The 17871-nt window shown below is 62.8% G+C and carries 15 protein-coding genes and 1 tRNA gene; 8 read left to right on the top strand and 8 right to left on the bottom strand.

Features of this window, described 5'->3' with window-relative positions; genetic code table 11:
* Positions 1 to 132 precede the first annotated feature (132 nt).
* Complete coding sequence (gene gluQRS / locus NKJ90_RS16220; RefSeq protein WP_023757204.1) at positions 133 to 1008, bottom strand: tRNA glutamyl-Q(34) synthetase GluQRS; 876 nt, start codon at positions 1006 to 1008, stop codon at positions 133 to 135.
* A 74-nt stretch (positions 1009 to 1082) separates the two neighbouring features.
* Here gluQRS and NKJ90_RS16215 point away from each other — a divergent pair, with 74 nt between their 5' ends.
* Both NKJ90_RS16215 and NKJ90_RS16210 read left to right on the top strand, forming a co-directional pair.
* The gene (locus tag NKJ90_RS16215; protein ID WP_023757203.1) at positions 1083 to 1724 is read left to right on the top strand and encodes a DNA-3-methyladenine glycosylase family protein; all 642 of its coding nucleotides are present in this window, start codon (positions 1083 to 1085) and stop codon (positions 1722 to 1724) included.
* Between the two features lie 128 nt (positions 1725 to 1852).
* Complete coding sequence (locus tag NKJ90_RS16210) at positions 1853 to 2410, top strand: HNH endonuclease (protein ID WP_006328497.1); 558 nt, start codon at positions 1853 to 1855, stop codon at positions 2408 to 2410.
* A 163-nt stretch (positions 2411 to 2573) separates the two neighbouring features.
* On the opposite strand, the gene NKJ90_RS16205 is transcribed toward NKJ90_RS16210, so the two are convergent.
* Together NKJ90_RS16205 and NKJ90_RS16200 are read right to left on the bottom strand one after the other, a co-directional pair.
* Positions 2574 to 3092, bottom strand: a complete 519-nt coding sequence (locus tag NKJ90_RS16205) for a disulfide bond formation protein B (RefSeq protein WP_023757202.1) — start codon at positions 3090 to 3092, stop codon at positions 2574 to 2576.
* A gap of 35 nt (positions 3093 to 3127) precedes the next feature.
* The gene (locus NKJ90_RS16200) at positions 3128 to 3715 is read right to left on the bottom strand and encodes a YqaA family protein (RefSeq protein WP_023757201.1); all 588 of its coding nucleotides are present in this window, start codon (positions 3713 to 3715) and stop codon (positions 3128 to 3130) included.
* Positions 3716 to 3969: 254 nt separating this feature from the next.
* Here NKJ90_RS16200 and NKJ90_RS16195 point away from each other — a divergent pair.
* Positions 3970 to 4054 (top strand) — tRNA-Leu (locus NKJ90_RS16195).
* A 52-nt stretch (positions 4055 to 4106) separates the two neighbouring features.
* Here NKJ90_RS16195 and NKJ90_RS16190 read toward each other — a convergent pair.
* The 3 genes from NKJ90_RS16190 to NKJ90_RS16180 form a co-directional block, all read right to left on the bottom strand.
* Positions 4107 to 5456, bottom strand: coding sequence for a coiled-coil domain-containing protein (locus NKJ90_RS16190; protein ID WP_023757200.1), 1350 nt, complete (start codon positions 5454 to 5456; stop codon positions 4107 to 4109).
* Between the two features lie 233 nt (positions 5457 to 5689).
* On the bottom strand, positions 5690 to 6970 hold the full coding sequence (locus NKJ90_RS16185; RefSeq protein WP_023757199.1) for a GNAT family N-acetyltransferase: 1281 nt from the start codon (positions 6968 to 6970) through the stop codon (positions 5690 to 5692).
* On the bottom strand, positions 6970 to 8370 hold the full coding sequence (locus tag NKJ90_RS16180; protein ID WP_023757198.1) for a lipopolysaccharide biosynthesis protein: 1401 nt from the start codon (positions 8368 to 8370) through the stop codon (positions 6970 to 6972). Before NKJ90_RS16180 ends, NKJ90_RS16185 begins: the two co-directional genes overlap by 1 nt.
* A gap of 366 nt (positions 8371 to 8736) precedes the next feature.
* Between NKJ90_RS16180 and NKJ90_RS16175 the strand changes: the two genes are divergently transcribed.
* A complete protein-coding gene (locus tag NKJ90_RS16175; protein ID WP_023757197.1) occupies positions 8737 to 9762 on the top strand; it encodes a hypothetical protein in 1026 nt (341 codons plus the stop codon).
* 461 nt (positions 9763 to 10223) lie between these two features.
* Here NKJ90_RS16175 and secA read toward each other — a convergent pair whose 3' ends face one another.
* Positions 10224 to 12956 carry a preprotein translocase subunit SecA gene (secA, locus tag NKJ90_RS16170; protein ID WP_023757196.1) on the bottom strand — a complete coding sequence of 911 codons (2733 nt, stop codon included), beginning with the start codon at positions 12954 to 12956 and terminating at the stop codon, positions 10224 to 10226.
* 247 nt (positions 12957 to 13203) lie between these two features.
* On the opposite strand from secA, the gene NKJ90_RS16165 reads away from it, so the two are divergent.
* A complete protein-coding gene (locus NKJ90_RS16165) occupies positions 13204 to 14121 on the top strand; it encodes a peptidylprolyl isomerase (protein ID WP_023757195.1) in 918 nt (305 codons plus the stop codon).
* Positions 14122 to 14199: 78 nt separating this feature from the next.
* Here the strand turns inward: NKJ90_RS16165 and NKJ90_RS16160 are convergent, their stop codons facing one another.
* Complete coding sequence (locus NKJ90_RS16160) at positions 14200 to 14799, bottom strand: TetR/AcrR family transcriptional regulator (protein ID WP_023757194.1); 600 nt, start codon at positions 14797 to 14799, stop codon at positions 14200 to 14202.
* Between the two features lie 492 nt (positions 14800 to 15291).
* Between NKJ90_RS16160 and argJ the strand changes: the two genes are divergently transcribed.
* The 3 genes from argJ to NKJ90_RS16145 are packed head-to-tail and all read left to right on the top strand — an operon-like array spanning position 15292 to position 17761.
* Entirely contained in the window at positions 15292 to 16533 is a 1242-nt protein-coding gene (gene argJ / locus NKJ90_RS16155) for a bifunctional glutamate N-acetyltransferase/amino-acid acetyltransferase ArgJ (protein ID WP_023757193.1), read from the top strand.
* Positions 16534 to 16562: 29 nt separating this feature from the next.
* Positions 16563 to 17315 carry a GNAT family N-acetyltransferase gene (locus tag NKJ90_RS16150; protein WP_031259569.1) on the top strand — a complete coding sequence of 251 codons (753 nt, stop codon included), beginning with the start codon at positions 16563 to 16565 and terminating at the stop codon, positions 17313 to 17315.
* 23 nt (positions 17316 to 17338) lie between these two features.
* The gene (locus NKJ90_RS16145) at positions 17339 to 17761 is read left to right on the top strand and encodes a (deoxy)nucleoside triphosphate pyrophosphohydrolase (RefSeq protein ID WP_023757191.1); all 423 of its coding nucleotides are present in this window, start codon (positions 17339 to 17341) and stop codon (positions 17759 to 17761) included.
* Positions 17762 to 17871 lie beyond the last annotated feature (110 nt).

The raw sequence follows: 17871 nt of genomic DNA, 5'->3' as shown, positions 1-17871 counted from the left end.
TGGGGAGAAGTTGAACGTGGCGCTGCTCTACTGCGCTTCAATGCGACGCGCAAAGTGAAACCGTTGATCCATACATCATCGGAATTCAACGGCCGGCGCATTTTGGCAGGCCGTTCTCTGGTCTCGTCGGGCTCAAAGCCCGACCATCCGCCTGATGTCTTCGGGTGATGCGCCGGCATGGCGCAAGGCGGCAAGGCCGGTATCGCCGAGGCTCTTGGACAGCTTTCGTCCATCCGGCCCGAGGATTAGACGATGATGGAAATAGGCAGGCTGCGGCAGCCCAAGGAGTTCCTGCAGCAGGCGCTGCACGGCGGTGGCGGAAAACAGATCCTGCCCGCGCACGACGTGGCTGATGCCTTGCAGCGCATCGTCCATGACGACGGCGAGGTGGTAGCTGGTCGGGATGTCGCGACGCGCCACGATCACGTCGCCCCAGTCCTGTGGGCGGGCTTCGATAGAGCGTGCCACAAGCAGCGTCTCGTCGGAATACTCGGTCCATGACAGGGCCTTGCCGACACGCGCCATGGCCGCGCTGACATCCAGTCGCCAGGCGAAAGGCGTGTTTTCGGCGATCCGCCGCTTGCGTTCCTTCACCGGCAGCGCCTTGTCGGCGGCGGGATAGAGCGGTACGCCGTCGGGATCGCGCGGCCAGTCGCGTCCGTGCTTTTCGCTGTCGGTGATAAAGGCGCGGATCTCGCCGCGGCTCATGAAGGCGGGATAGACGAGTTCTTCCGCGATCAGCCGGTCAAGCATCGCCTTGTACTCGGCGAAATGCTCCGACTGGCGGCGCACCGGCTCTTCCCAGGCGAACCCCAGCCATTTCAGATCGTCAAGCACGCCGGCCTCGAATTGCGGCGTGCAGCGCGTGGTGTCGATGTCCTCAATGCGCAGCAGCAGGCGGCCGCCAGCCTGTGTCGCGAGCTTCTGGTTGAGCAGCGCCGAATAGGCGTGCCCGAGATGCAGTTCGCCATTGGGGCTCGGCGCGAAGCGGAATGTCAGGAGTGTCATCTCTTGGGCGGCAATCGGGTTGTGCGGCGGTTTTGCCAATTGCTACCGTGCAGCCGGTCGAGGAACAAGAAAGCATGCAGCGTATCGTGACATCGGACGACATTGCCCGGGGGCTCGACGCGCTTTGCGTGATCGACCCACGCCTGGAAAAGGTGCGCGGCATGGCCGGCGAGGTGCCGCTGCGGCTTTCAGAGCCGGGGTTCCGAAGCCTGGCGTCGATTGTCGTTTCCCAGCAAGTGTCGCGCGCCAGCGCCGATGCAATCTTCGGTCGGCTGACCAAGCTCGTCGATCCGCTGACGCCGCAGGCTATCCTGGCTGCCGGCGAAGACATGTTTCGCGAGGCCGGCCTGTCGCGGCCGAAGCAGCGTGGCCTGATCGCAATTGCGAAAGCCGTGGTCGACGGCCTCGACCTGCATCACCTCTATTGGCTCGATGCCCAGGAGGCGATCACGACGATGACGGCGGTGCCGGGCATCGGTCCGTGGACGGCGGAAGTATACCTGTTGTTTGCCGCCGGGCATCCCGACATCTTCCCCGCGCGCGACGTCGCCTTGCAGAGCGCGGTCGGCCATGCGCTTGGCATAGACCCGCGTCCGCCGGAGAAAACACTGATCCAACTCGCCGAATCATGGAGCCCGTGGCGAGGTGTCGCATCGCGGCTTTTCTGGTCCTATTATCGCGAAACCAGAGGGCGGGACGCCGCACCACCGGCCTGAAACCGCAAAAAAGCATGAAAATCCTATCTTTTTGCTGCTTCGACGACGCGACAATCCGCTTCACATCCCTGTCATGTCGGGCTTACAGTATCCTCGCCGTTCGGTTCTAGAACCAAGGAGGTAAACACGTGACGGTTGCCGTATCTCCGGATGGGCTTCCAGCACTGGTGCTGAATGCGGATTACCGTCCGCTCAGCTATTACCCCTTGTCGCTCTGGTCCTGGCAGGACGCGATCAAGGCGGTGTTCCTCGACCGGGTGAACATCGTCGCCGAATACGAGCACGCCGTCTCCTCGCCGACCTTCTCGATGAAGCTGCCGAGCGTGGTCAGCCTGAAGGCCTATGTGAAGCCGTCAAGGCATCCGGCCTTCACCCGCTTCAACGTCTTCCTGCGCGACCGCTTCCAGTGCCAGTATTGCGGCACGCCGGAGGACCTGACCTTCGACCACGTCATCCCCCGCCACCGTGGCGGTGCCACGACCTGGGAAAACGTCGTTGCCGCCTGCTCGCCCTGCAACCTCAGGAAAGGCGGCATGATGCCGGCGCACGCCAAGATGTGGCCGCTGCAGAAGCCTTTCCAGCCGACAGTGCATGATCTGCACAATAACGGCCGCCTGTTCCCGCCCAACCATCTGCATGAAAGCTGGATGGATTATCTGTACTGGGATGTCGAACTCGAACCCTGAGATCGTTCGAGAATTCAGGAGGCCGGCCGTCTGGAGCGATTGTCTGCGCTTCCGATGCTCACGGACCCAAATGTCCGCTCCGCTTCGGTTCTCGACAATCACTCCATACGACTCAGCCTGCCGAATTCTTTGAACGATCTCGCGTCGGCGCTATCGCGCTACATCAGTCGCGCGTGAAAGCGCCGCGGAAGGCGACGGCGGCGAGGATCAGGCTGGCGATGGCGTTCCAGCCGGCCAGCGACAGGCCAAGGATGCGCAGCGCCGCCTTGTCGCAGGATGGCGGCACGAATTTGTCGAGTGCGTCGAGCACGCCCTTGCCGCCGGTGTCGACCGGTCCGGCACCCGCGGTGCAATCGGTCGGGCCGGCCCACCACTGCCATTCGACGCCGGAGTGATAGACGCCGAGATAGAGGCCATAGAGCATCAGCAGGCCGCCGACAGCCAGCAGGCCGCGCGTCAGCCAGGCCGGTGCGTGCAGCATCGAGGCAATCGCCGCCAGCACCATCAGCGGCACGCCGATATAGTAGGGTGTGCGCTGCTCCAGGCAGAGGTGGCAGGGAATGTAGCCGCCGAGATACTGGAAGCCGAGTGCCGAGCCGACGGTGGCGGCCATGGCGACGGCGAGGAACAGAGCCGTGCGCGTCCGCTGGCGCCCGGCGTCGGCATTCATGGTCGCTGTCATCTCAATCGGCTCCGTCCGGCTCGCAATGGCTGTCTTCAGAGGGCGTATTTGACGGTTATATAGAGCAAAATCAGGGCGGCCGCCGCGGTGCCTGCAATCAGGCCGAGGCGCTTTTCGATGAAATCGCGGATCGGCTCGCCATAGCGGCGCAAAAGCCAAGCGAGCAGCAGGAAGCGACCACCGCGCGCCACGATCGCCAGCACGGTGAACAGCAGCAGATTGACGCCGATGACGCCCGACAGGATCGTCACCACCTTGATCGGCGGCAAATGGGCCGCGCCCGAAGTGATCAGCATCAGGATGATGAAACCGACACCCGCGCCCGCGCGCAGCGTCTCGAACTCGTCGTATTTGCCGTAGAATTCGAGGATCGGCCGCGCCACCGCGTCATAGGCATAGTGGCCGATAAACCAGCCGGCGATGCCGCCCAGCACCGAGGCGACGGTGGCGATCAGCGCATAACGGTAGGCGCGATCCGGCCGCGACAGCGCCATCGGCAGATAGAGCACGTCGGCCGGCACCAGGAACACCGAGCTTTCGACGAAGGCGATGAAGGCCAGCCACCATTCGGCGGATTTGCGGGCCGCCAGCGACAAGGTCCAGTCGTAAAGTCCGCGAAGCATCGCCACTCCTAACGCATGTCGCCCAAAATTGCGCAGCGAACTTCTCCGGCAGCCGCGCTTTGATGCGCCGCTTGTCTAGAAAGATTTGCCGCACTGCACAATGGCAGCGCCGTCACGAAATCGAAAGACGCAGTTTGGTCGCATCCGGCATGCCGGAGAATTCATGCCGGAGAATTGGCCAGCCGGAGAATTGGCCAGTTGACGAACAGGCCCCCAACCGTATAGTCCCGCGCCATCCAGGCCGCCCGGCCTGAGCCCCTATGGCGGAATTGGTAGACGCGCTCGACTCAAAATCGAGTTCCGCAAGGAGTGCTGGTTCGATCCCGGCTAGGGGCACCACTGCCTTTTCGAACAACCGGCGTTGCAATCCGAAAAATTTGACCTTCAGCGATCAAGACGCTTTGCGCACTCCGGCGGGATCGCCGTCGTTGGCCGCGCTAAGCTCACCGGTCGCCAGCAGGTCCAATTCGTCGAATGCCCGTTCGAGATCGGCACTCACATCCGCGGCCGGTCCGCTGTGCCGGTCCTGGCGCGTCTGCGTTTCCAGCCTGTGTTGAAGCTCGCGGTTCTCATCGCGGCAACGGGCATGGGTGAGCTCGTCGGTCATGCCACGCAAGCGCAGGTCCGCGAGTTGAACCCTCACCGCGGCATAGTCCTTGCGCGCCGCGTCGCGCTCCTCGCGTAATTTCGCGATCTCGGCTTGCGAAGCGCGGCGCCAATACTCGGCTGCTTCCCCGGCACCGTCCCCGACATGGCTCGTCGGTGCGCGCACCACGGCGTGATCGACGAGCAGAGTCGTGGTCCGGCGCTGGAGCGAGCGCAATTCTCTCTCGAATCCCGCGGCCCGCTCTTGCGCGGCGGCGGCGCAATCGTTGAGAACGCCGCGCTCATGCTCGGCCGTGGACAGCCGCGCTTGCAGGTCTTGCTGCACCGCCATCTGCCGCGACAGTTTGCCGGTCAGTTGCTCGTTGAGGAGCTGGTAATCCGCGACCTTGGCATGAAGCAACATGGCCGCCTGTTCCAGGCCGGCAAGCCGCGATGCAACGTCCTCACGCGCCCGCTCGGCGGCTTGCCTGGCCATGATCTCATCGGCAAGCTGCTCGGAGACCCGCGCCAGATTGCGTCCCAGGCGCTCGACCTCGACATTCGCCTTGAGGAACCGCGCTTCGCGCTGGTTGGCGTGCCTGTCGGCCTCCGCAATGGCCTGACGGGCCCTGTCGAGTTCGACCTTCAGGTCGGCGATGGTCGCGCTCGCGATCGACAGCTCGCGCGATTTCCGCTCAAGTTCTTTCGAGGCGCGATCATGCAGGTGTTCGAGCCTGGCCGTCGCCCCTTGCAATTCCCATGTCTCGGTATCGAGCGCGTCGGCATGGCGCGTCCGCGCATCGAGCCTGACCAGATAGTCCTGCAGGGAGGACCATGCTTGACGCGACAATTCCAGCCCTTCCGCCACGCCTTTCAAATGGGCGGCCAAATCGTCACCGGAATGCAGAATCGACTGATGGCTGGACAAGGGGGAGGAAAGGTGCCTGCCCTGGCCCGTCTGAATTGAAGCGGGGGAAGCAGCCAGCGGATCCGACTGGGCCAATCTGTTGGGCTTCTCTTCGAAGAAAGGCGAAGCCGTGCCGGCTTGAATGCTTCGGATCAGCTCTTCCAGCGCGTCATCGTCGCGTCTTCGGACAACGGCACTGGCCTCTGCACTGATGTGCCGGGCGCCGTTGGCCTCATGATTCAGCGACATTTTTCTCTCATCGCTACCGAATCACTGAAGTATCGCGGATCAACAACAAGATTGCGAGTAGATTTTGCCGGCAGTCGCTGAAAAAGTGCTGTCGAAAAAATCTCGTTTTTTTATGAACAGACGTCAATATTACCATCGACTGTTGGGAATCGAAGTAAGTTCTCGGCCACCTCTATCAATTATCCACGGCTTGCAGCGAAATATGCCGTTCTCTCGGGACCGCGCCTGGCCGCCTACCGCCGTCCCAGCAAGCTCTTCATGCGGTTGCGCAGCAGGCGGGCCATGTTGCGGGTCTCGCGGTAGAGGTGCAGCTGCGAGGCGGCCTGGCGGGTGAGGCGGTCGGCGTCCGGCGTCAGGCCGATCACCAGCGTGCCCATCGGCTTGCGCTCGGCCCACAGCCGGCTCATCACCGGATGGTCGGGCACAGCGCAGGAATCGGTCATCATGATGTTGGGATCGTCGAGATGCTGCCTGGTCACCTCGATCGTCAGCAGCGTGCCCGGCGAATAGGCGGCCAGCGTCTCGTCATAGGCCGTTTTCCAGGTGTAGGCGACGCCGGTCTCGACGAACACGATCAGGCAGGCGATGGTGCGGCCGTCGAGCGTCAGCGAATGGATGCGGCACATGTCCTGCTCGGCCAGCCGGTGCACCGCCTCGCGGGCGAAGGCGGCGCGGTAGCGGTCGATCGCCATGGCGGTGCGTTCGCGGCCCTTCCAGCCGGCCGCTTCCAGCGTCAGGAAGCTTTCGATGGCGTGGCAGATATCTTCGGGTCCGCGCGCCACGACATGCTCCAGCCTGCCGAGGTTGCCAAGCCGCCGCTTCAGCCGGCGGAACTCGCGATAATGGTGCGGGCGCAGCGAGGCCTTGAGGTAATCGTCGCCGTCGGCTTCGCTCTCCAGCGCCGGGCGCTGCGTCTGGCCGGTGGTGACCAGCATCAGGCCGCGCGTCTCGGCCACGGTGGCAATCAGGCTCGCCGCCGGGCCGTCGAGCCGGATGTCGGGCAGGACGAACACTTTCGGCAGCTTGAGGTGCGGGCGCGACAGCATCGAGAAGAAATCCTCGACGACGCCGACCGGATCGTCACGGTCGACCAGCGGCGTGCCGAGCGGACCGAACGGGCTCGACCATGTGCGCATGACCGGCACGCCGAGCGGCATGGCCGGCCGCTCCACCGAGAACGGCACCAGGAGGCGCAGCCGGTTGCGGTATTCATCGCCGTCGCGGATGACCGCCAGCCGCACCTCGCGATCCTCCAGCCGCGGCATTGCGGGTGCCAGGAAGCGCGGGTTGAAGAAGACGTTGGGCTCGACCGTGCGGGCGCAGAGATAATCCAGTTCCTCGACCAGGTCGAAGCCGGCCGATGCCGGATAGATGGCGAGTTTGCGCTCGGGCCGGTTGTTGGCGAGGATCTCGATATGGGCAGGGTCGGGGTCGCGGGCCAGTCCGGCAAGGCCCGACACCATGGCGCCGGCGGTGCCGCCGCTGGTTTCCTCAAGCAACGGGATGGCGGCCATCACGCGGCTCCTTTCGCAGGCACGAAGATGAGCATGACGATGCCGAGCTTGCGCCACACCGTGAAGGACAGCGCGCTGGCTTCGAAGATCATGGCAAAGGCGGTGGCCATGGCCGCGCCCCACAGGCCGAACATCGGGATCAGCACGACGTTGAGGCCGATGTTGAAGGCCAGCGTCATGGCATAGACGGCGGCGCAGATGTTCTGGTTGCCGCTCATCGTCAGCAGGCTTTCGCACGGGCCGACGGCGGCGCGGGCGACGACGCCGAAGACGAGCAGGAATAGCAGGGGATAGCCGCTGCTGAATTCAGGGCCGAACAGCACCAGCATCGGCTCGCCGAGCGCCAGCACCAGCAGCGCCATCAACAGCGATGGCCAGAACGTCCACGACACCGTCTCGCGGGCAAAGGCGGCGAGCCTTTGCGGGTCGCCATGGGTGAACTGCGCATAGCGCTGGGCAACGCCGGCCTTGACGGCGAAATAGACGAAATGCACCAGCGCCAGCGTCTTCACCGTGGCGAAATAGACGGCGACGTCGTTGGGATCCATATAGGCGCCGACCATCAGCACGTCGGCATTGGTGAGCAGGAAGAAGAAGCTTTCGACCAGGAAGATCGGCAGCGAGACGACGAACCATTGCGCGAAATGCACTTTCATCGGCCCGGCCGGGATCTGCCGTTCCATGCGCTGGGTGACGCCGAAGAGCTGGCCAAGCGTGGTGGCGTAGGTGGCGGCGATCGAGGCGAAGATCGCCGTCCTGGCGTCGGGCGAATAGCCCGCTAAAAGCATCAGCGCCATGAACAGCAGGATCAGGATGGGTCGCACGAGATAGGTCGGCGACAGGGCAAACAGCGCCCAGCTGTTGGCGCGTGCCAGTCCCGACAAGAGGTCCGACATGGCGATCATCGGCAGGCAGATGACGCCGAGGATGAACGGGATCACATAGTAGTTTTCGATCCAGGGTGCCGCCAGCCAGACGCCGAGCGCGCCGAGCCCGGCGATGAGCGTGGAGGCGATCAGCACGAACAGGCGGCTGGCCAGCACGATGCCGCGCAGTTCGTCCATCAGGCCGCGCTCGCGGTATTCGGGAATGAAGCGGATCACCGAGGTGTGGAAGCCGAGACAGGCGAGGTTGCCGACGATCACCATCGTCACCCAGACGAGGACGAAGATGCCGTATTCGAACGAGCCCATCCAGCGCGCCATCAGCACCTGGCTGATGAAGGCGATGACGGCGCTGACGATGCGGATGGAGAAGGCGATGACCGACATGCGGCCGGCCTCGCCGCGCTCGTCGGCGGTGAACAGCACGGCATCGATGCGGCCAAGCAGCGGCCGCATGCGCAGCGCCCAACGCTGCGGCAAGAACCGCCCGGCAGTCGTGGCCGCGGAAAAGCGCACCCCGATTTCTCTCCGTTTTCCGCTTCTTTTTCAGGGTTGGGTGTAGCGGAGACACATTAAGAAACGGTTGGGTGGGGAGTGGTCCGCGCAGCGGACGAAAAGCCAACGATTTGGCTTTTCGAGCGACGAACGCCCGGAGCCATAGTGAAGGGCCGGCAAAGCCGGCGGTCCACCACACGCGTATACGTCATGCCGTTGCCATCGCCATCACGATCTGCATCGCGTGCGCTTGATGCCAGTCATGTTCCCTACCGTTCGGGTTAACCGGCCTGTCAGTACCGTATTCCCGATATTTTCCTTGCCATACCCAACGGAGCGGCGGCGTGATATCCCCAAAGATCATGTTTGTGGCTTTAGGGTATCGCGATGGCATCCATCCCCGACTTTTCGGTTCGCGACCTGAAACTGCAGGAGATCACGAAGCTTGCTCATGAAAATTGGGAATTGCCAGACATAAAGTTGCCGAGCTTAGTGCCAGTCGCCAAGGCGTTCAGAGCAAATATTGCACGCGTTCGATTTCTTATGTTGCTCCCGACTTCAATAGCCGGAGGAATGGCTCTGACCCAAAGAGTCAATGACATTGCCGAGTTCGAAGTGACGGGCTCTGTAGTGCAAGACGAGTCCTCAATTGCCTCCAACGTAGCAGTCAAAATAACAAAACGCCGTTCGGAAATTCTCGGCGCCCACAACGCCGCAACATTAGCAAGAATGGGTCAGTCTGATTGGGATGAAAAAGCAGGAGAATTTCATTTCGCCGCTGCAAAATCGCTAGATGGACTTACTGAAACGCCAATTGGCGCCTATGGATTTCTCGATATACTGGTTGCCCATACGACAGGGACATGGACAGCAATCGAGACAATGCTCGGCGACCTGTGGGAGGCCGCACTAAACGCTCATCCAGATGTTCTATCGTCGTTAAAAGGAAACGCGACGCGGACTAACTCATCCTCCAAGGGAGCCTTTGACCAGAGCAACGCAAAACTCGAACTAAAATCCATTCCGCTAAGCCTAGTTGAGAAGCATAGGTTCGATCTACGTTCCAGTATGGGTTCGATTTTCCGCCAGCAGCGCCGTTTCGAATTCACCAGGCTTTCGTCCATCAGAGAGGCATACGCCAGCGCGTTCAGCGAAAAGTTTGGTCGCATCGACAAGGCGCTCGGTAACAAGGCGCTTGATGAACTGAGCGCTGTCAGGAACGTTATGGTTCATAGAGCTGGCTTTGCAGACCCAGAATATATGGGCAAGTTGCGACGCCTAGATATCCCGAAGAGTGAACTCGGTAAGCCTGTTCTATTGGATGGAGAGAATGTTTCTAAACTAATACGCAACGCGATAGGGACCAGCAAGGATCTTATGATAGCTGTAGAGGATTGGATTACTCGGTATTAACAGGCAACGAGGCGATCAAGCGCTTTGCGACAAAGCACAGGATCTTTTCTCCATGTTCGGTCATCACGACTCCAGTGTCACCGCAATTTAATCTTTGCCGCGTTTCCAGAAATCACAGCCTGTATGGGGTTTGACGATTTTTCGCGCTGGTGTCGACGGCGGAGGCTGCATCGGCTGTAAAGCATTGTCTGCCTTTGCTGGCAATATGTCCTGTTCGAGCAGCCGCCCGGATAGGGTTTCTGTCTTCTCATCTCATTTCCAGCTGGTTCTTAAGATTGGCTAAGCAACGAACACAGCAGAAATAGCAACGTAGAGTCGAAAGAAGTTTTTAAAGTGATAAAATACCTTGCCAATACGCGGCAAGGCGTATTTTAATCAATCTGAGATCGGCTAATTGCCCGTCACTCGCCTGCCGGCACCTTCTCCCCGTGAACGGGGAGAAGGGAAAGAGGCGGCCGCGCTTACGCGAAGGCGCCGTGGCAGTGCTTGTATTTCTTCCCCGAACCGCAGGGGCAGGCTTCGTTGCGGCCGACCTTGCCCCAGGTGGCAGGGTTGTTGGGGTCGCGGTCTTCGGGGGCGACGATGGCGGTTGTCTCCGGGCGGACCAGCAGCGCCGTCTCGCCGCCTTCGAAGTCGTTCTCGCCGGTGGTGCCGTCGATATGGGTGCCGAACATGTCGGGGGCTTCGGGCGGCGGCGCTTCGGCGGCCTGGCGGACCAGTTCGACGCGCATCAGCTGCGCGGTGACGGCCTGGCGCAGATTGCCCAGCATCGCCTGGAACAGCTCGAACGCCTCGCTCTTGTATTCCTGCAGCGGATCGCGCTGGGCGTAGCCGCGGAAGCCGACGACCGAACGCAGATGGTCGAGATTGACGATGTGCTCGCGCCACAGATGGTCGAGCGTCTGCAGCACCACCGAACGTTCGACATAGTTCATCACCTCCGGGCCGAAGCGCTCGGCGCGCTCCCTGGCGGCGGCGTCGGCGGCCTGCGCGATACGCTCGCGGATGTCGTCCTCGGCGATGCCCTCTTCCTTGACCCACTCTTCGATCGGCAGGTCGAGGTTGAGGAATTCGGCGGCCTCGGCCTTCAGGCCGGCAACATCCCACTGCTCGGCATAGGCGTTTTCGGGAATGGCCTTGGCGACGATCTCGTCGATGACGCCCTCGCGCATCTCGGCGATGGTCTCGCTCAGGCCTTCGCCGTCCATCAGCTCGATGCGCTGCTCGAACACCACCTTGCGCTGGTCGTTGGAGACGTCGTCATATTTCAGCAGATTCTTGCGGATGTCGAAGTTGCGCGCCTCGACCTTCTTCTGCGCCTTTTCCAGCGCCTTGTTGATCCACGGATGGATGATCGCCTCGTCTTCCTTGAGGCCGAGCTTCTGCAGCATGCCGTCCATGCGCTCGGAGCCGAAGATGCGCATCAGGTCATCCTGCAGCGACAGGAAGAATTTCGAGCGGCCGGGGTCGCCCTGGCGACCGGAGCGGCCGCGCAGCTGGTTGTCGATGCGGCGCGATTCGTGGCGCTCGGTGGCGAGCACGTAGAGGCCGCCGGCGGCCAGCGCCTTTTCCTTCAGGCGCTCGACGTCGGCCTGGATTTCCTTTTCGCGTGCTTCGCGCTCCGGACCGGCCGGCATGTCGCCGAGTTCCTCTTCGATGCGCATCTCGGCGTTGCCGCCAAGCTTGATGTCGGTGCCGCGGCCGGCCATGTTGGTGGCAATGGTGATGGCGCCCGGCTTGCCGGCCTGGGCGACGATCGCGGCCTCGCGCTCGTGATGGCGGGCGTTGAGCACCTCGAAACCGGTGAAGCCTTCCTTGCGCAGGCGCTCGGCCAACTGCTCGGACTTTTCAATCGAAGTGGTGCCGACCAGCGTCGGCTGGCCCTTGGCACTAGCCTCGCGGATCTCCCGGACGATCGCCTTGTATTTCTCCTCGACCGTCCGGTAGACCTCGTCGTCCTCGTCGATGCGGATGACCGGCAGATTGGTCGGGATCTCGGTGACGTCGAGATTGTAGATGTTGCCGAATTCCTCGGCCTCGGTCAGCGCCGTGCCGGTCATGCCGGAGAGCTTCTTGTAGAGGCGGAAATAGTTCTGGAAGGTGACGGAGGCGAGCGTCTGGTTCTCCGGCTGGATCGCCACATGCTCCTTGGCTTCGAGCGCCTGGTGCAGGCCCTCCGAATAGCGACGGCCCGGCATCATGCGGCCGGTGAATTCGTCGATGATGACGATCTCGCCGTTGCGCACGATATAATCCTTGTCCTTCTGGAACAGCCGGTGCGCCTTCAGCGCGTTGTTGACGTGATGGACGATGGCGACGTTCTCGACGTCGTAGAGCGACTCGCCCTTGAGCAGGTCGGCGTCGCGCAAAAGGTTTTCGAGCTTCTCGGTGCCTTCCTCGGTGAAGATCGAGGTCTTCTGCTTCTCGTCGATCTCATAATCCTGCGGCTGCAGCTGGATGATGAAGGTGTCGATGGTGTTGTACATTTCCGAACGGTCCTCGAGCGGACCGGAAATGATCAGCGGCGTGCGCGCCTCGTCGACCAGGATGGAATCGACCTCGTCGACGATCGCGTAATTGTGACCGCGCTGCACCATCTGGGCGCGCTCGTACTTCATGTTGTCGCGCAGGTAGTCGAAGCCGAGCTCGTTGTTGGTGGCGTAGGTGACGTCGGACGCATAGGCGATGCGGCGTTCCTCGTCGGACAGGCCGTGCACGATGACGCCGACCGAGAGGCCGAGGAATTTGTAGACGCGGCCCATCCATTCGGAGTCGCGGGTGGCGAGGTAATCGTTGACGGTGACGACATGGACGCCGTTGCCGGCGAGCGCGTTCAGGTAGACCGGCAGCGTCGCCACCAGGGTCTTGCCTTCGCCGGTGCGCATCTCGGCAATGCCGCCATTGTGCAGCACCATGCCGCCGATCAGCTGGACATCGAAGGGTCGCATGCCGAGCACGCGGCGCGCCGCCTCGCGCGCAGTGGCGAAGGCTGGCACCAAAAGGTCATCGAGCGTGGCGCCGTTGGCGATGTCCTGGCGGAATTTCGCGGTGCGGCCGACCAGCTCCTCGTCGGAGAGCGCCCGCATCTCGTTTTCCATGGCGTTGATCGCCTCGACACGGGGCCGGGTCGATTTGACCCGACGGTCGTTGGAGGAACCGAAAACCTTACGGGCGAGACCGCCGAGACTGACCATCCAATGGTCCTTTCGATAGAATTCTCAAACATGAGATGAGCGCCGGCCGGCCCCATCAACTCCACGTGAACGTGGACAAACGCAAAAAGCGCCCGGAAAACGGTTCTGGACGCAAAGTCGTTGGACAGATAAGAGGGGGCTCAACTGATGTCAACGCCGCGCTGGGCCTGCCGGGCGCGCCAAATTCCGCCACAATCTGGCTGATCTGGAAGCCACCCGTCCTTACAATCCCCACCGGAGTCGTCTTATGTCCTTGTTGTTCCGCCGTGCGTCGCTTGCCAGCCTTGGCTTGGCCTTCGGCCTGTCGGCCCTTTCGCTGTCGCCGCTGATGGCGCAGCAAACCGCTCCCGCTCCGGCGGATGCAACTGCGCCGGCCGCGGCACCGGTCGATCCGAATACGGTTATCGCCACGGTCAACGGCCAGCCCTTGACCGAGGCCGACCTGGTGCTTGCCGAAGGCGAGCTGTCGCAGCAGTTTGCACAGCTGCCGCCCGAACAGCGCCGCGCCGCCGCTCTTTCGGCCGCCATCGAAATCCGGGTCATGGCCGCCCAGGCGGTCACGACAGGGCTCGACAAGGATCCCGACTTCCAGCGCCGCATGGCCTTCCTGCAGCAGCGCGCGCTGCATGGCGAGATGGTCGAGAAGGGCGTCGTCAACAAGGTCACCGACGCCGAGGTTCGCGCCCGCTACGACCAGGAAATCGCCAACACGCCGCCCACCAACGAGGTGCATGCCCGCCATATCCTCGTTAAGACCAAGGAAGAGGCCGATGCCATCATCAAGCAGCTCGACGGCGGCGCCGATTTCCAGAAGCTCGCCAACGAGCACACCAGCGATCCTTCAGGCAAGACCAGCGGCGGCGATCTCGGCTGGTTCGGACCCGGCCAGATGGTGCCGGAGTTCGACAAGGCGGCCTTCGCGCTCGAGGTCGGCAAATACACCGAGCAGCCGGTGCAGTCGCAGTTCGGCTGGCATGTCATCAAGCTCGAGGACAAGCGCACCAAGCAGCCGCCGGCCTTCGACGACGTCAAGGACCAAGCCAAGCAGGCGGTCATCCGCGACAAGTATTTCGCGCTGGTCAAGTCGCTGCGCGCCGGCGCCAAGGTCGAGATCCCCGACGCGAACCTGAAGAAGGCGGTCGATACGCTGGAAAGCGCCAAGTAAGCCTGCAGGAAGTTTTTTGAAGAGGGGCGCGGCAGCCAAGGGTTGCCGCGCCCTTTTTTCGGCCAGCATCGGCCGATTTTACCTTCCGGGCGCCGCTATGCCTCGCATGATGTAACCGACTGCCTTGCGTATGGTCGCTTCGTCCTCGTCGAGCCGGTTGGTCAACAGATCCTTCCAGGCAAAGGAGGCGATCAGGTCGGCGACAACAGCCGGATCGATTTCGGCCGGGATTTCGCCCCTTGCCTTGGCGCGTTCGACGATCTGACCGGTATGGGACCGTCGGCCCAGTGCATAGTCGCTGAGCGCAGCCGCCGCCGTATCATCCGACTGAGCCTCGGCGATCAGCGACCTGAACACGCTGCCCGACGATGTCTCGCGCCAGTGGGCGAACAAATTATTCACGAAGCCGACGAGATCCTCCTCCAGTCGCCCGGTATCGGGAACATCGACGCGTTTCTGGCGCTGGTAGACTTCGAGCAGCAATGCCGCCTTGCTCGGCCACCAGCGGTAGATGGTGGGTTTGCCGGCGCGGGCCCGCCGCGCCACCGCCTCGATCGAGAAACCGGCGTAGCCGGCCTCGACCAGCACGGCCTCGGCGGCCTCGAGAATGGCATCGGCGCTGTCGGGGTTGCGTCGCGCACCGATCGATCTGCGCGCCGGATCGGCGTCCTCGGCCATTTCTGTCGTCCTCGCCACCAAGTTTGCCGGCAGCATAGGTGACCTGGCGCTCAAACGAAACGCCGCGTTTTCAAACTTCTGGACGGCGGTGATGGTCGCGCCAGGCAACGAACCCGCGTTAACTTTGTCCCTTGAAGCCCCTACGTGTTGGGCGGAGAAGCTCCTAACGCAAAACCCGCCTGCGCGGCGGGTCACTGGCGCAATCAGCACCATGGCTGAATATCTAGCATAGCTGCCCTCATGGGTCAAGGAAAAAATTCCTATCTGGATGATGGGGAGAACTCGCCGATGCTATGTTCGAATTCGCGCTTGGCGAGGTCATTGCCCTCGATGACCTCATAACGCCATAGCTCCCGGCGACGCCAACAGATTTGAAATGCACGCTTAATCCCGAGTTGGCCCGTCCTGCAAAGCGAAGACAACGCCCTTGCGCCCGCGCGGCGTATCGGGCAAACCGGCCTTCCCTTGCGATTTTTGCCGCCCGAGGTCTGCATGTCCACGACGATTTCGCCGCTTGCGCCGAAGAAGTACCCCAAAATGCCGGCCATTGAGGGGGTGCGCATCGCCACCGCCGAGGCGGGGATAAAGTACAAGAACCGCACCGATCTGCTGACCATGGTTTTCGATGAAGGCACCGCGGTCGCCGGCGTGTTCACGAAGTCGAAATGCCCCTCGGCGCCGGTCGATTTCTGCCGGCAGAATCTCAGCGCCGGCAAGGCGCGGGTGCTGGTCGTCAATTCCGGCAACGCCAACGCCTTCACCGGCAAGAAAGGCCGCGAATCGACCGCATTGACGGGCGAGGCGGCGGCCAAGGCGGCCGGCTGCAAGGCAAGCGAGGTTTTCCTGGCGTCGACCGGCGTCATCGGGGAGCCGCTCGACACCAGCAAATTCAGCCATCTGCTGGCGGGGCTGGTCAGCAACGGCAAGCCCGACCTGTGGACCGAAGCGGCCAAGGCGATCATGACCACGGATACCTATCCGAAAGTGGCGACCGCGACCGTCAAGCTCGGCGACACCGACGTCACCATCAACGGCATCTCCAAGGGCGCCGGCATGATCGCGCCCGACATGGCAACGATGCTCTCCTTCGTCGCCACCGACGCGCCGATCGCCGCCCCTGTTTTGCAGGACCTGTTGTCGCGCGGCACGGCGAAGACCTTCAACGCGGTCACCGTCGACAGCGACACCTCGACCAGCGATACGCTGCTGATTTTCGCCACCGGCAAGGCCGCCAAGCGCGGCGCGCCTGATATAACCGATCCCAAGGATGCCCGCCTTGGAGCGTTCCGCCGGGCGCTCGGCAAGGTGCTGAAATCGCTGGCGCTGCAAGTGGTGCGCGACGGCGAGGGCGCCCGCAAGCAGGTCGAAGTCACCGTCACCGGCGCCAAATCGGCGCGCTCGGCCAAGCGCATCGCGCTGTCGATCGCCAATTCGCCGCTGGTCAAGACGGCGGTCGCCGGCGAGGACGCCAATTGGGGCCGCGTCGTCATGGCCGTCGGCAAGGCCGGCGAGCCCGCCGATCGGGACCGGCTGTCGATCTGGTTCGGCGACAACAGGCTGGCGCATGAAGGCGAGCGCGATCCTGCCTATTCCGAGCAGGCGACGTCAGCCTACATGAAGCGCGACGATATCCGCATCCGCGCCGATATCGGCATCGGCCGGGGCAAGGCGACGGTGTGGACCTGCGATCTCACCAAGGAATACGTCGCCATCAACGGCGATTACCGGAGCTGATGGTCTTGGGCTCCAGGCATCCGGCAAGCATGCTCGCGATCGTGCGCCGCTACGAGGCGGCCGGCTTTCGCGCCTGGCCTGCAGCGGCCGTCCACTATGACGGCACCTGGGTGGTGCGGCTGACCGCCGGCCATCCGGCCAAGCGGCTGAACTCGGTCAACCCGCTCGATCCCGGTGACACCCAGCACATTGCCGACCGTATCGGCCGGGCCAGCCGCCGTTTCGATGCCTATGGCAGGCCGCTGACGTTTCGCATGTCGCCGCTGTCGGGTCCCGAGCTCGCCATCCATCTCGACAAGGAAGGCTGGAGCCGGTTCGACGAGTCGCTGGTGATGCGGCTGCCGCTGGCCGACGCGCACCTCGACGCCGCCATGGACCAGATTCCGCTGAAAGACATCAGCCGCTTTATCGGCGCCTCGCTCAAGGTCAGCGGTTCGGATGTGTCGCTGCGGCCTGGGCTGTCGGAGATCATCGGTGCCATCCAGCCCGAGGCCGGCCTGTTCGCGCTCGAAGATGGAACCGAGTCGCTGGCAACGCTTATCTGCGTGCATGACGGCGATCTCGCCGGCCTGTTCGAGGTCGCCACCGACAAGTCGGCGCGCAACAAGGGCCACGGCCGCAACCTGATCCTGTCGGCGCTGAAATGGGCGCGGTTGCGAGGCGCACGGGAAGCCTGGCTGCAGGTCGAGGCCGGCAATGTGCCGGCGCTGGCGCTCTACCATTCGCTCGGCTTCGACGAGGTCTACCGCTACCACTACCGCCGGCCGCCTGTTTATGGGTGAAGGTGGCATGGGTGAAGTTGGTCATGAGTGATGTGATGATCGCCGGCAAGCGCATGCTCCTGGTCGCCGCCTGCGCGCTGGTCGATGCCGACGGGCGCGTGCTTTTGGCGCAGCGGCCCGAGGGCAAGCAACTTGCCGGGCTGTGGGAATTTCCAGGTGGCAAGGTCGAGCCCGGCGAGACACCCGAACAATGCATCATTCGCGAACTGCATGAGGAAATCGGCGTCGAAACCGACATTCCGTGCCTGGCGCCGCTCACCTTCGCCAGCCATTCCTACGACGATTTCCACCTGTTGATGCCGCTTTTCATCTGCCGCCGCTTCCGCGGCATTGCCCAGCCGAGGGAAGGGCAGGCGCTGAAATGGGTGCGGCCGAAGCAGATGCGAGACTACCCGATGCCGCCGGCCGATGCGCCTCTGATCCCGTTCCTCATCGACCTTCTTTGAGCGCGCTCCCGTCCGATTGCCGATCGAGCCCTCGTATCAGCCAGCGTTAATGGAAGATTTATCTCATCGTGAAAAATTGAAGCATGGCCGTTTCACGGTCGCGCCGCCGA

The sequence above is a fragment of the Mesorhizobium sp. M0051 genome (assembly GCF_040323235.1).
GTDB lineage: Bacteria > Pseudomonadota > Alphaproteobacteria > Rhizobiales > Rhizobiaceae > Mesorhizobium.
Note: the sequence above shows the minus strand (reverse complement) of the source record. Positions and strands in the feature narration are given on the sequence as shown.

Excerpts from the sequence above, each read along its gene's own strand:
- NKJ90_RS16165 (WP_023757195.1), top strand. The coding sequence starts at position 13,204 with ATGTCCTTGTTGTTCCGCCGTGCGTCGCTTGCCAGCCTTGGCTTGGCC.
- NKJ90_RS16190 (WP_023757200.1), bottom strand. The coding sequence starts at position 5,456 with ATGTCGCTGAATCATGAGGCCAACGGCGCCCGGCACATCAGTGCAGAG.
- NKJ90_RS16185 (WP_023757199.1), bottom strand. The coding sequence starts at position 6,970 with ATGGCCGCCATCCCGTTGCTTGAGGAAACCAGCGGCGGCACCGCCGGC.
- gluQRS (WP_023757204.1), bottom strand. The coding sequence starts at position 1,008 with ATGACACTCCTGACATTCCGCTTCGCGCCGAGCCCCAATGGCGAACTG.
- NKJ90_RS16160 (WP_023757194.1), bottom strand. The coding sequence starts at position 14,799 with ATGGCCGAGGACGCCGATCCGGCGCGCAGATCGATCGGTGCGCGACGC.
- NKJ90_RS16150 (WP_031259569.1), top strand. The coding sequence starts at position 16,563 with ATGCTCGCGATCGTGCGCCGCTACGAGGCGGCCGGCTTTCGCGCCTGG.
- NKJ90_RS16205 (WP_023757202.1), bottom strand. The coding sequence starts at position 3,092 with ATGACAGCGACCATGAATGCCGACGCCGGGCGCCAGCGGACGCGCACG.
- NKJ90_RS16215 (WP_023757203.1), top strand. The coding sequence starts at position 1,083 with ATGCAGCGTATCGTGACATCGGACGACATTGCCCGGGGGCTCGACGCG.
- NKJ90_RS16200 (WP_023757201.1), bottom strand. The coding sequence starts at position 3,715 with ATGCTTCGCGGACTTTACGACTGGACCTTGTCGCTGGCGGCCCGCAAA.
- NKJ90_RS16175 (WP_023757197.1), top strand. The coding sequence starts at position 8,737 with ATGGCATCCATCCCCGACTTTTCGGTTCGCGACCTGAAACTGCAGGAG.
- NKJ90_RS16145 (WP_023757191.1), top strand. The coding sequence starts at position 17,339 with ATGAGTGATGTGATGATCGCCGGCAAGCGCATGCTCCTGGTCGCCGCC.
- argJ (WP_023757193.1), top strand. The coding sequence starts at position 15,292 with ATGTCCACGACGATTTCGCCGCTTGCGCCGAAGAAGTACCCCAAAATG.
- secA (WP_023757196.1), bottom strand. The coding sequence starts at position 12,956 with ATGGTCAGTCTCGGCGGTCTCGCCCGTAAGGTTTTCGGTTCCTCCAAC.